The organism is Cellulomonas biazotea (genome assembly GCF_004306155.1).
Lineage (GTDB): Bacteria > Actinomycetota > Actinomycetes > Actinomycetales > Cellulomonadaceae > Cellulomonas > Cellulomonas biazotea.
This window is the reverse complement of the sequence record NZ_BIMR01000018.1, coordinates 36,727-49,082: the sequence shown is the minus strand read 5'-3', so window position 1 is coordinate 49,082 and position 12,356 is coordinate 36,727. Positions and strand designations below refer to the sequence as shown.

Genomic DNA, 12,356 nt, shown 5'->3' with positions numbered 1-12,356 from the left:
CGTGACGCAGCTGCGGGCCCGACTGCGCGACACGCGTCGACGAGTTCTCCACGGACCGCCCGTCCAACCCGGTGCAGGGCCGGGGGCCAGGTAGACTGGGAACGTCATTTCTGGCGCACCTGTGCCGGTTTCAGAGACGAGAACTCCGGTCGCCCGGGGTGATCTGCCCTCCGAGGTTCTTGGCGGGGCGCTCTGTCGCGTGTGAGAGCTTGAGGAGTACACCGGCCCGTGACCGACGAGAGCACGACCCCGCCCAGCACTCAGGACTCCGCCGGCGGGTACGACGCCAGCGCGATCACCGTCCTCGAGGGCCTGGAGGCCGTCCGCAAGCGGCCCGGCATGTACATCGGCTCGACCGGTGCGCGCGGCCTGCACCACCTCGTCTACGAGGTCGTCGACAACTCGGTCGACGAGGCCCTCGCGGGGTACTGCGACACGATCGAGGTGACGCTGCTCGCCGACGGCGGCGTGCGCGTCGTCGACAACGGCCGCGGCATCCCCGTCGCGATCCACCCCACCGAGGGCAAGCCGACGCTCGAGGTCGTCATGACGATCCTGCACGCGGGCGGCAAGTTCGGCGGCAGCGGGTACGCGGTGTCGGGCGGTCTGCACGGCGTCGGCATCTCGGTCGTCAACGCGCTGAGCAGCCGCGTGCAGTCGGTGGTCAAGCGTGACGGCTACACGTGGCGGATGGACTTCGAGGACGGCGGCAAGCCGGTCGGGGAGATCGAGCGGGGCGAGCCGACGACGGAGACGGGCACCAGCCAGACGTACTGGGCGGACGCGTCGATCTTCGAGACCGTCGACTACGACTTCGAGACGCTGCGCTCGCGCTTCCAGCAGACGGCGTTCCTCAACAAGGGCCTGCAGATCACGCTCACCGACGAGCGCCCGCAGCACACGGGCACCGAGGACGAGGTCACCGACGCCGCGACGAGCGAGCCCGGTGACGAGCCGGTCGACGCGCCGGCGCACCGCACCGTCACGTACAAGTACGACGGCGGGCTCGTCGACTACGTCAAGCACCTCAACGCGGCCAAGAAGGTCGAGCTCGTGCACCCCGACGTCATCGAGATCACCTCGGAGGACACCGAGCGGCGCATCTCGGTCGACATCGCGCTGCAGTGGACGAGCGCCTACAGCGAGTCGGTCCACACGTACGCGAACACCATCTCGACGACCGAGGGCGGCACGCACGAGGAGGGCTTCCGTGCGGCGATGACGTCGCTGGTCAACCGCTACGCGCGCGAGAAGAACATCATCAAGGAGAAGGACGAGAACCTCACGGGGGACGACATCCGCGAGGGCCTCACGGCCGTCATCTCCGTCAAGCTCGGCGAGCCGCAGTTCGAGGGCCAGACGAAGACGAAGCTCGGCAACACCGAGGCGAAGACGTTCGTGCAGAAGGTCGTCAACGAGCGGCTGGGCGACTGGCTGGACTCGCACCCGACCGAGGCGCGCGACGTCATCCGCAAGTCGATCCAGGCCGCCGCGGCGCGCATGGCGGCCCGCAAGGCCCGCGAGGCGACGCGACGCAAGGGCCTGCTCGAGTCGGGCGGCATGCCGGGCAAGCTCAAGGACTGCCAGAGCAACAACCCCGCCGAGTGCGAGGTCTTCATCGTCGAGGGCGACTCGGCCGGCGGCTCGGCGGTCCGGGGGCGCAACCCGCGGACCCAGGCGATCCTGCCGATCCGCGGCAAGATCCTCAACGTCGAGCGGGCCCGCCTGGACCGGGCGCTGGGCAACCAGGAGGTCCAGGCGCTCATCACGGCGTTCGGGACGGGCATCGGCGAGGACTTCGACATCGCCAAGCTGCGGTACCACAAGATCGTCCTGATGGCGGACGCCGACGTCGACGGCAAGCACATCTGCACGCTGCTGCTGACGCTGCTGTTCCGGTACATGCCGGAGCTCATCACGCAGGGCCACGTGTACCTCGCGCAGCCGCCGCTGTACCGGATCAAGTGGTCCAACGCCGACCACGACTACGTGTACTCGGACCGTGAGCGCGACGCGTACATCAAGGAGGGCCAGGCGAACGGCAAGCGGCTCCCGAAGGAGAACGCGATCCAGCGCTACAAGGGCCTCGGCGAGATGGACTACTCGGAGCTCTGGGAGACGACCATGTCGCCCGAGCACCGCACGCTGCTGCAGGTCTCGCTCGACGAGGCAGCCGCGGCGGACGAGATCTTCTCGGTGCTCATGGGCGAGGACGTCGAGTCCCGCCGCTCGTTCATCCAGCGGAACGCCAAGGACGTGCGCTTCCTCGACATCTGACCGCGGGCGCACGCGGACCGCCGCACGCGCCCCACCCACGTCCTCCCCCGAAGCACAGCCAGCGAAGGAACCTCGTGACCGAGACCCCGGACCAGATCGAGCACGGCCGCATCGAGCAGGTGGACCTGCAGCTCGAGATGCAGCGGTCGTACCTCGACTACGCGATGTCCGTCATCGTGGGTCGCGCCCTGCCCGACGTGCGCGACGGCCTCAAGCCGGTGCACCGCCGCGTGCTGTACGCGATGTACGACGGCGGCTACCGGCCGGACCGGCAGTTCTCCAAGTGCAGCCGCGTCGTCGGCGACGTCATGGGCAAGTACCACCCGCACGGCGACTCGGCGATCTACGACGCCCTGGTCCGCCTGGTGCAGGACTGGTCGCTGCGGTACCCGCTGGTCGCCGGCCAGGGCAACTTCGGCTCCCCCGGTGACGACCCGGCGGCCGCCCCGCGGTACACCGAGTGCAAGATGGCCCCCCTCTCGATGGAGATGGTGCGGGACATCGACGAGGACACCGTCGACTTCCAGGACAACTACGACGGCCGCACGCAGGAGCCCGCCGTCCTGCCCGCGCGCTTCCCGAACCTGCTGGTCAACGGCTCGGCGGGCATCGCGGTCGGCATGGCGACGAACATCCCGCCGCACAACCTGCGCGAGGTCGCCGACGGCGTCCAGTGGTACCTGGACCACCCGGAGGCGTCCAAGGAGGAGCTGCTCGCGGCGCTCCTGCTGCGCATCAAGGGCCCGGACTTCCCGACGGGCGCGACGATCCTCGGCCACCGTGGTATCGACGAGGCGTACCGCACGGGCCGCGGCTCGATCACGATGCGCGCGGTCGTCAACGTCGAGGAGATCCAGGGCCGGATCTGCCTCGTCGTCACCGAGCTGCCGTACCAGGTGAACCCCGACACGCTCGCGAAGAAGATCGCGGACCTCGTGAAGGAGAACCGGGTCTCCGGGATCGCGGACATCCGCGACGAGACGTCGGGCCGCACGGGCCAGCGCCTCGTCATCGTCCTCAAGCGGGACGCGGTCGCGAAGGTCGTGCTCAACAACCTCTACAAGCACACGCAGCTGCAGGACACGTTCGGCGCGAACATGCTCGCGCTCGTCGACGGCGTCCCCCGCACGCTGAGCATCGACGCATTCGTCCGGCACTGGACCGCGCACCAGCTCGAGGTCATCCAGCGCCGCACGCGCTTCCGGCTGCGCAAGGCCGAGGAGCAGATCCACATCTACCGCGGCTACCTCAAGGCGCTCGACGCGCTCGACGAGGTCATCGCGCTGATCCGTCGCTCCCCCGACGCCGACGAGGCCCGCACGGGCCTCATGGAGCTGCTGGGCGTCGACGAGGTCCAGGCGAACGCGATCCTCAACCTGCAGCTGCGCCGCCTCGCCGCGCTGCAGCGGCAGGAGATCACGCAGCGTCACGACGAGCTGCAGGAGCAGATCGTCGGGTTCAACGAGATCCTCGCGTCCGACGAGCGGCAGCGGACGATCGTGAGCGACGAGCTGCGCGAGGTCGTCGACAAGTACGGCGACGAGCGCCGCACGACGATCCTGCCGTTCGACGGCGAGGTGTCCGTCGAGGACCTCATCGCCGAGGAGGAGATGGTCGTCACCATCACCCGCGGCGGTTACGCGAAGCGCACGCGCAGCGACAACTACCGGGCGCAGCGTCGTGGCGGCAAGGGCGTGCGCGGCGCGCAGCTGCGCGAGGACGACATCGTCGACCACTTCTTCGTCACGACGACCCACCACTGGCTGCTGTTCTTCACGAACCTCGGCCGTGTGTACCGGGCGAAGGGCTACGAGCTGCCCGAGGGCGGCCGTGACGCGAAGGGCCAGCACGTCGCGAACCTGCTGGCGTTCCAGCCGGGCGAGACGATTGCGCAGGTCCTGGACGTGCGCAACTACGAGCAGGCCGAGCACCTGGTCCTCGCGACGCAGCGCGGCCTGGTGAAGAAGACCCGTCTGACGGAGTACGACTCGAACCGCTCGGGCGGCGTCATCGCGATCAACCTGCGCGAGGACGAGGAGGGCCGGCCCGACGAGCTCGTCGCCGCCCGCCTGGTCGACTCCGACCAGGACCTCATCCTCGTGTCCCGCAAGGGCCAGTCCGTGCGGTTCACGGCGTCCGACGAGTCGCTGCGGCCGATGGGCCGGGCGACGTCCGGCGTGACCGGCATGAAGTTCCGCGGCGATGACGAGCTGCTCGCGATGGACGTCGTGCGCGAGGACGCCTTCCTGTTCACGGTCACCGAGGGCGGCATCGCCAAGCGCACCGCCCTCACGGTCGAGAACTACCGGCAGCAGGGCCGCGGCGGCCTCGGGATCAAGGTGGCGAACCTCCCCGAGGCGAACGGCGACCTGGTCGGGGCCCTCGTGACCGACGCCGACGACGAGGTGCTCGTCATCATGGAGCGCGGCAAGATCGTGCGTTCGGCCACGTCGGAGGTCAACGCGACGGGTCGCACGACCCAGGGCGTGATCTTCGCGAAGCCCGACGCGGGCGACCGGATCATCGCCGTCGCGCGCAACACTGAGCGACACCTCGGTGAGGATGCCGGTACCGTGGGCGGCGAGAACGGCCAGGGTTCCGGCGAAGCGGACGCCTCGGGGAGCCCCGAGCCGGACGGCGTGAGCGGTGAGCAGGCCGTCGCCGACCAGTCCTCGGAGGACGCATGACCGATCCGACGCCCCCCACGATCCCGCCGCGGCTGAAGCCGACGACCCCGACGACCGCGCGTCCGGGGACCTCGTCGAGCGCGAACGGGTCGTCGGGTGCACGGAACGGCAGCGGCCGGTCCGACTCGTCCTCTCCGTACGGCCCGTTCCCGACGTCGGAGCCGCGGTCCGCGACCTCCGGCGGGAGCTCCTCCGGCAGCAAGCCCGCCGGCGGGAAGTCCTCCGGGGCGTCGTCGTCGGGCGGCAAGGACGCGTCGACCCGGACGGACGAGCCGCCGACCCGCGTGTCGACGGGCGTCCCGCCGCGCAGCGGCGACGATGAGCAGGAGCCCGCCTCCCCCCTCATGGTGGCGGTCGACACCGCGACCGTGTGGTTCAAGAAGGCGGCCGGCGCCACCAGCGCCGCGTTCGCCTCGGTCACCCGACCCCGTACCGAGGAACCGACCATGACGAGCCAGGCCACCGCACCCGCGGCACCCGCGGCATCCACGACCTCGGCGCGCCCGGCGACCGGGGCCCATCCGCTGGCCCGGCCCGCGACGGGACGCATCCCGGCCGTCGGCGGTCCCCGCCGCGTCCGCCTCGCGGTGTCGCGCGTCGACCCGTGGTCGGTCATGAAGCTGTCGTTCCTGCTGTCCGTCGCAATCGGCATCATGATCGTCGTCGCGGCCGCCGTCGGGTGGCTGACCCTCGACGGGCTGCACGTGTTCACGCGCGTCAACGAGCTGGTCACGCAGATCACCGGCTCGGAGAACACCGGCATCCTCGAGTACGTCGAGTTCCGCCGCATCGTCTCCGGCGCGACGCTCATCGCCGTGATCGACGTGTTCCTGCTGACGGCGCTCGCGACGATCGGCGCGTTCCTCTACAACATCGTGGCGGCGCTCGTCGGCGGCGTGCACGTCACGATGACCGACGAGTGACGGCCGCCGCGGAGCCGGTTTGGGCGCGACCCCCCCGCTGGGGTAGTCTCGTCCGGCGCGCAGCGCACGTGTTCGCACGTGCGTCAGCAGCAACGGGCCTATAGCTCAGACGGTTAGAGCGCTTCCCTGATAAGGAAGAGGTCACAGGTTCAAGTCCTGTTAGGCCCACTCCCGACCCGTGGGGGATCCGATGAAGAAGCTCCTGCTCCTGGTGGCGGTCGCGGCCGTCGGCTACGTCGTCTGGCAGAAGTACCAGCAGGACCAGGACGAGCGGGACCTCTGGTCCGAGGTCACCGACACCTTCGAGTGACCCGCTCCCCCACGACCGCCGCGGCCCCGCCCGGCACCCGGGGGCCATGGCGCAATTGGTAGCGCACCTGCTTTGCAAGCAGGGGGTTAGGGGTTCGAGTCCCCTTGGCTCCACCACTCCTGGTACGCGGCACCGGTGCCCACGGTCCCACCCTCGCGTCCGTCGCCGTCGCCACCGCCCGCAGCCGAGCGTTCCCCGGACTGGTGCGAGCTGGCCCCCAACGCTCGGGCGACGGCGTTCGTCAACGTGTGGGCCTGCCCCGGAGTGTGCGTGGTCGCCCAGGTCACGACGAGGTCGCAGAACCGGTCGAGGTCGGACTCGGCGCGGTCGAACGCAGCGCGCACCTCGTCGGCAGGAAAGCGGAGGAGGGTCGGGCGCCGGCCCTCGGAGGCCTGGGTGACCTCGACGACCCCCTCGCGGAGGGTCACGCCGCCGTCCGGGTCGTGCCCGAGCCAGCAGCCGGGCCTACGCCCGTCCACGACGTCGAGGATCTCGGACCGTTCGTCCACCATGTAGCAGCAGCCGGGCAGGATCGTCGCCCCGGTGACGGTGTCGGTGAACCGCACGCCGCCGGACGCCATCAGCTGGGCGTCGCCAGGGCCGTGGGGTGCCAGGGCGCGGCCGAGATAGTCCTCGATGGTCGGTGCCGGGCTGCCTTGATCGTCGTCGTAGAACCAGCGGAGGACCTGGTGGACCGCCGTCCCCACCTCACGTTCAGTCAGGTCGCCGTGCAGGACCTGGTACCACGAGCCGTCTCGTCCGACGACGGGCCAGAGGTCGAACTCGGCATCACCGAGCACCTCCACCACCGGCTCGATCCGCAGGGCTGCCACGCGCGCAACCGTGCCCGCCGCGCGATCGTGCGGTCAAGCCCGAATGGCGCGGGTCTCGGGCTCACAAGGGCGGGAGGCTCGTCACCGTGCCCGTCGCGTCGAAGCCGACGCCGCCGAGCCACGTGTCGAACTCGGCGAGCCCCAGGCGGTGGAAGTCGGGACGCGGGTCGGGGCCGAACCGGGACGTGTACCCGCACGTCCAGGCGTCGTAGTACGAGCAGCGCAGCGGGCGCTCCGGGAGGCCGAAGACCCCGCAGCGGTGGTCCGCGCCGAGGTGCCGGCACGTCGTCTCCAGGACCAGGGACCAGCCGTCGTCGCCGATGCCGACCTGCACCCCCGGGAAGCCGAGCGTGAAGCGCCAGTGGTCCAGGTGCACGTTCGTCGTCGGGACCGGCTTGGGGAAGACCAGGGTCGTGCAGCAGTAGGCGTCGCACCCCTCGCAGGGTGCGCGGAGCGCGTCGAAGGTGCGGACGTCGTCGGGCCGTGCGGCAGCCGGTGCGGGCGCGGGGTCGTCGCGACGGCGGGTCGGTCCGAGCGTGAGCGGCACGGCGGTCGTCACAGCGGTCGCGGCGACGGCTGTGGGCGCCGGTGCCGTGCGCGGGTCGGGCGGCGGCGGTGCCGCCTCGGCGACGAGCTGTTCCCACGACGGCACCTCGACGATGGTCCGCAGGTCGTCGAACGTGACCTCCGCTGCGAGGCGCTCGAGCCGCGCGCGGTCGAACCACACGAAGTCCTCGACGGGTGCGTCGAACACGCGCCGGTACCAGCACTGGTACGGGTTGTACGTGACGCAGATGTTCGGCTGCCGGTCCGTGCCGTGCACCGTGCACGTCGCGTCGCGCGGGTCGAGGTGCCGGCACGGCCGCGCGTAGTAGACGCTCCACTCCCCCGACGCGGCGAGGCCGAGCCGGATGGCGTCGAAGTTCAGCAGGTACAGCGCGTGGTCGAGGTCGGCGAGCGTCGTCATGCGGAACGAGTGCACGGGCAGGTGCGTGCAGCACGGCGACGTCGAGCACGACAGGCACGGCGAGCGGCGCGCGTCGGCGAGCGTGAGGCGGGCACCGTCGGACACGAGCGGGCCGGCCACGGTCGGGTCAGCCTTCGCGCAGCGGGTCGGCGTGGCGGGCGACCTCCTGCTGCCAGGCGTCGGCGTCGGGGCCGTCGAACGTCAGGCCGGTGACGCGGCGGACCCGGTCGTCGACGAGCGTGGGCAGGTCCGGGTCGGCGCGGTACCGGTCGCGGTGCGCGTCGAGCCAGCTTAGGGCGGCGACGACCCCCTCCGGGTCGGTCTCCTCGGCGAGGACGTCGACCAGGGTGCGGGCGACCGCGACGACCTGCTCGTCGGGGAGCGCCCCGGTGCGCAGGTGCAGGAGCGCGAGGACCCCGCGCGTCGCCGCCCCGGGGAGGCCGGGCAGCCGCAGGACGCGTTCCGTGAGGGCCGCGACGTCGGTCGTCGAGCGCAGCAAGAGCTCGTACCCGGCGACCACCGCGAGCGGGGGAACGCCCGCCGCGAGGTCGCCCAGGACGTCCGCGTCGCCCCGCGTCCAGCGGTGGATCACACGCACCGCGTCGGGCAGGTCGTCGTCCGGCGCGAGCAGCCCGCGCACGACCGGCGGGTCCGACGCGACGACCAGCACCGGTGCGCTCGTCCCCGGGACCACCTGATCGGCGAACGGGACCTCCCGGAGGGTGTCCGGCGGGAACCGGTACGACCCGGGGGGCTCGCGCCGCTCCGCAGGTCGCGCCGTCAGCAGACGCAGCGCCACCGGACCGGGCGGGACCTCCCCGACGACCGCGTCGTCGGGGGTCACCTCGACGGACAGGGCGAACCCCGGCCCGCGGAAGGACGTCTCCGTCGCCGGTACGGGCTCCTCGCCGACGAGCCGGGCCGACCCGGTCCACGCCGCCGTCGCGCTCTCGACGACGTCGAGCCACGACGCCGCCCCGGGAGATCGCCGAGATGCCATGCCACTCCTTCGTCCGGGCTCACCAGCTCGACTGCACGACCGTGGTGACGGTGTTCGCGATCGGGTCCACGAGGATGGGCCACTTGCCGCCCGAGCCGTCGCCCGTCGCCGTCACCTTCGCACCGCCGGTGGCTGTCGGCGTGACGACGCTCGCAGCCGGTGACGCCGAGTTGAACGCGACGGTCGTGCCGTAGTCGACGTGCCAGTCCGACCAGTGCAGCGGGATGACCTGCGCGGACGCCTTGTCCTTCACCACGAGCCAGTTGCGGAACGCGTCGCGGCCGTCGGTCTTCTTGAGCACCTGCGGGCCGGGCGTCGCCGCGACCGTCCACGGCTGCGGCGAGCTCGGGGTGTCGTCGGTCGCCGTCGTCTTGGTGCTGGTCGCGAGGGCGTCGAAGGACTTCACGTCGATGATGTCGTACCAGGGGACGACGCCCGCGGTGATGCCGTCGCGCACCGGCAGGGTCGTGAGGGTGTCGCTGACCCGCTTGCGCTGGCCGAAGATCGACGGCGCGAGGCCGGCCAGGAAGCCCGGGGTGTGCCCGACGGGCTCGTAGTAGAAGTTCCGCGACGACTCGTACACCGTCTGCGCCCAGCCGAGCTCGTAGCTCCCGACGCGCGCCGCCGGGCCCGACGCCTTGACGGTGCCGGTCGTCGCGAACGTCCCGCTGCCGACCGTGACGTCGGTCGCCGTCTTCGAGATGACGAGCGGTGCGGGGACGGCCGCCGAGTACGCGCTCGTGTCGAACGTGACGGCCCCCATCGACGTCGCCGCGCTGGCGCCCGCACCCGCGCCGAAGACGGACGCGATGTTGGCGATGGTGCTGTCGGTCGTCGAGTACCGCCCCGGCCGCGCACGGCCGCCCGCGCGGGACGTCGTCGCGTCCCGACCGAACAGCGTCGCGGGGCGCGCCGAGCGCTCCGTCGCACCCCAGTGCGCGCTGCGTTCGGTGACGGTCTGCGACGTCCGGTCGACGTCCTGCGTCACGGGCTCTCGCGCCTCGCCGACCCTCGGGGCTCGACTCGCGAGCAGCCGCGCGACGGCCCGGTTCCCCGCGGTCCGCTGGAGCACCGCGAGGTCCGCGGGCGGGCGTGCGGCGCCGGCACGGCCCTCGGGCGTCCGCGCGGGTCCGGCGGGACGCAGTGCGTGGTCCCGGTCCTCCCGGTCGGCGTGCGACTGCCCCGCGGTGGCGTTCACCAGTTCCCGTCCTGGATCGTCGCGACGTCGTTGGCGACCGGGTCGCCGTGCAGCGGCGTCTTGCCCCCGCTGCCGTCGCCCGTCGCGGTGACCTTGCCGCCCGACGTCGCGGTCGGCGTGACGACGCTCGCGCCGGGCGACGCGGCGTTGAACGTCACGGCCGTGCCGTAGTCGACCTCCCAGTCGGCGTAGTTGAGCAGGATCGCCGAGGTGGACGACGTGTCCTTGACCGCGAGCCAGCTGCGGAACTGGTCCTTGCCGTCGGTCCGCACGAGGTTCTGCTGGTTCGCGCCCGTGCCGAGCGACCACGGCTGGGTCGAGTCCGGGGTGTCGTCCATCGCGCTCGTCTTCGTGCTCGGGTCGGCCGCGGCGAACTGGTCCACGGTCTCCATGCCGTACCAGGGCCGCTTGCCGGCGTCCCCGTCGCGCACGGGCAGCGTGGTGCACGTGTCCGACACGACCTTGCGCGTCCCGAAGATCGAGGGAGCGAGCTGCGCGAGGAACCCCGGGGCGTGCCCGGTGGGCTCGTAGTAGAAGTTCCGCGACGACGCGTAGACGGTCTGCAGGAAGCCGATCTCGTAGCCGCCGACGCGGGCCTTGGGCCCGGATGCCTTGACGGTCCCGCTCGCCGAGTAGGTCTGCGACCCGACCGTCAGGTCCGTCCCCGTCCGGGTGATGGCCAGCGGCTTGGCGATGGCGGCGCTGAACGCGCTCGAGTCGAAGGTGACGGCGCCCATCATCGACGCGGCACCCGTGCCCGCGGCGGCACCGAACACGGAGGCGACGTTCGCGACGGTGCTGTCCGTGGTGCTGAACCGCTGCACCTCGGCCCCCGACCGCCGCGCGGGCTGCGGCGAGCGCCCGAACGGCGTCGACGACGGCGCGGCAGCGGTCGTCGCCCCGAACGCCGGGGACCGACCGGGCGTGACCGGTGTCGCGGGTGTCAGGTCCTGGCCCAGCAGGTCGGACACCGCGCGGTTGCCGGCCAGGCGCTGCAGGGCCGTGACGGAGTGCCGGCTCACCGCCCGTCGAGCGGCCTCGACCGGTCCTGCGACGACGTGGTCGGTGCGGCCGCGCGTCGCCCCGGCGTGGCCGGTGTCGGCCCGGTCGCCGTCGAGCGTCCCGCCCTGCGGGCGGTGGGTCCGGCTCTGCCCCATGGGCGGCCCCCGTCGTCGGACGTGTGCGCGTGCACGGATGTCCCCAGCGTCCCGACGCCGGGCTGCTCGCGCAACGCGCGCGGCCCCGGCCGAGAGGGCAGCCGATCCTGCCCCTTCGGGCACGGGGCACCGGGCACTGGGGAGCGGGCCGGGCGCGGGAGCGGGCGGAGAACCGACCGGCGTCAGGACGTCGTCAGGGCGTCAGGACGTCGTGCTCAGGCCGGGGTCGGGCGGCAGGAGCTGCTCACGGAGCGCGTCGACGCCGACGAGGGTCACGGGCGGCCGCAGGCCCTCGGGTCGTGCGTCCCACTGCTCCCGGGTCATCGTGAACCGGCGCGTCACGCCCCACGTGCCGTCCCGCAGCGTCCGCTCCTCGCCGTTCGCGGCGTAGCCGAGCCGACGCGTCACGCCGAGCGACCGCTCGTTGTCGGAGAACGCCCCCGTCGTCGCGATCTCGGTGCCCAGCCCGTCGAACAGCAGGTGCAGCATCATGAGGCGCATCCGGGTGCCGACGCCCGCGCCCTGGTGCGCGAGGCCGAGCCACGAGCCGGTCTCGACGGTCCGCAGGACCGGGAACTGCTTGGCGTACGCACCCTGGATGCCCAGGACCTCGCCGTCCCGGACGACGCCGAGCTCGATGCGCCAGTCCTCGGGCTTCTGACCGGCACGGTTGCCCCACTGGTACGCGAGGACGCTGCGGCCGACCTCGGTCGGCGTCCCGCGTGTCCACGGGACGGTGAACGGCATGAAGTCGGTGCCGTGCACGCCCTGGCCCGCGAGGCGGGCGAGGTCGAAGAGGAGGGTGTCGTCGAGGTACCGGAGCTCGAGGTCGCCGCTGGTGACGCGGACGCCGGCGAGCGGCCACAGGTCGACGAGGGACGGCGCGGTCGCCGCGTCGGTGGCGGGGGCGGTGGCAGGGGGCGTCGCGGGCTGCTCGGGCGTCGGCATGGCCGTCAGGGTGCCGGGACGGTCGGGGCCGGGCAAACGGTATTCGCCGTGGCCAC

Annotated in this window: 10 protein-coding genes and 2 tRNA genes; 6 read left to right on the top strand and 6 right to left on the bottom strand. The window is 72.1% G+C overall.

Going from position 1 to position 12,356, the window contains the following annotated elements; all coding sequences use genetic code 11:
* The first annotated feature begins 228 nt into the window (after positions 1-228).
* The 6 genes from gyrB (at position 229) to CBZ_RS01810 (ending at position 6,313) form a co-directional block, all read left to right on the top strand.
* A complete protein-coding gene (gene gyrB, locus CBZ_RS01830) occupies positions 229-2,277 on the top strand; it encodes a DNA topoisomerase (ATP-hydrolyzing) subunit B (protein ID WP_130779919.1) in 2,049 nt (682 codons plus the stop codon).
* A gap of 74 nt (positions 2,278-2,351) precedes the next feature.
* Complete coding sequence (gene gyrA, locus CBZ_RS01825; RefSeq protein ID WP_130779918.1) at positions 2,352-4,964, top strand: DNA gyrase subunit A; 2,613 nt, start codon at positions 2,352-2,354, stop codon at positions 4,962-4,964.
* On the top strand, positions 4,961-5,887 hold the full coding sequence (locus CBZ_RS01820) for a DUF3566 domain-containing protein (RefSeq protein WP_130779917.1): 927 nt from the start codon (positions 4,961-4,963) through the stop codon (positions 5,885-5,887). Before gyrA ends, CBZ_RS01820 begins: the two co-directional genes overlap by 4 nt.
* Positions 5,888-5,981: 94 nt before the next feature.
* A tRNA-Ile gene (locus CBZ_RS01815) sits at positions 5,982-6,055 on the top strand.
* A gap of 22 nt (positions 6,056-6,077) precedes the next feature.
* A complete protein-coding gene (locus CBZ_RS21455) occupies positions 6,078-6,197 on the top strand; it encodes a DLW-39 family protein (RefSeq protein ID WP_013769191.1) in 120 nt (39 codons plus the stop codon).
* Between the two features lie 40 nt (positions 6,198-6,237).
* Positions 6,238-6,313: transfer RNA gene (locus CBZ_RS01810), tRNA-Ala, on the top strand.
* Here the strand turns inward: CBZ_RS01810 and CBZ_RS01805 are convergent.
* The 6 genes from CBZ_RS01805 to CBZ_RS01780 form a co-directional block, all read right to left on the bottom strand.
* Complete coding sequence (locus CBZ_RS01805) at positions 6,284-7,030, bottom strand: hypothetical protein (protein WP_130779916.1); 747 nt, start codon at positions 7,028-7,030, stop codon at positions 6,284-6,286. The two genes, CBZ_RS01810 and CBZ_RS01805, sit on opposite strands and share 30 nt — an antisense overlap.
* Positions 7,031-7,091: 61 nt before the next feature.
* Positions 7,092-8,117 carry a hypothetical protein gene (locus CBZ_RS01800; protein WP_130779915.1) on the bottom strand — a complete coding sequence of 342 codons (1,026 nt, stop codon included), beginning with the start codon at positions 8,115-8,117 and terminating at the stop codon, positions 7,092-7,094.
* 7 nt (positions 8,118-8,124) lie between these two features.
* Complete coding sequence (locus tag CBZ_RS01795) at positions 8,125-8,997, bottom strand: hypothetical protein (protein WP_130779914.1); 873 nt, start codon at positions 8,995-8,997, stop codon at positions 8,125-8,127.
* Between the two features lie 19 nt (positions 8,998-9,016).
* Complete coding sequence (locus CBZ_RS01790; protein WP_130779913.1) at positions 9,017-10,195, bottom strand: hypothetical protein; 1,179 nt, start codon at positions 10,193-10,195, stop codon at positions 9,017-9,019.
* Entirely contained in the window at positions 10,192-11,352 is a 1,161-nt protein-coding gene (locus CBZ_RS01785) for a hypothetical protein (protein WP_130779912.1), read from the bottom strand. Before CBZ_RS01785 ends, CBZ_RS01790 begins: the two co-directional genes overlap by 4 nt.
* A 201-nt stretch (positions 11,353-11,553) precedes the next feature.
* The gene (locus CBZ_RS01780; protein ID WP_130779911.1) at positions 11,554-12,300 is read right to left on the bottom strand and encodes a GNAT family N-acetyltransferase; all 747 of its coding nucleotides are present in this window, start codon (positions 12,298-12,300) and stop codon (positions 11,554-11,556) included.
* Positions 12,301-12,356 lie beyond the last annotated feature (56 nt).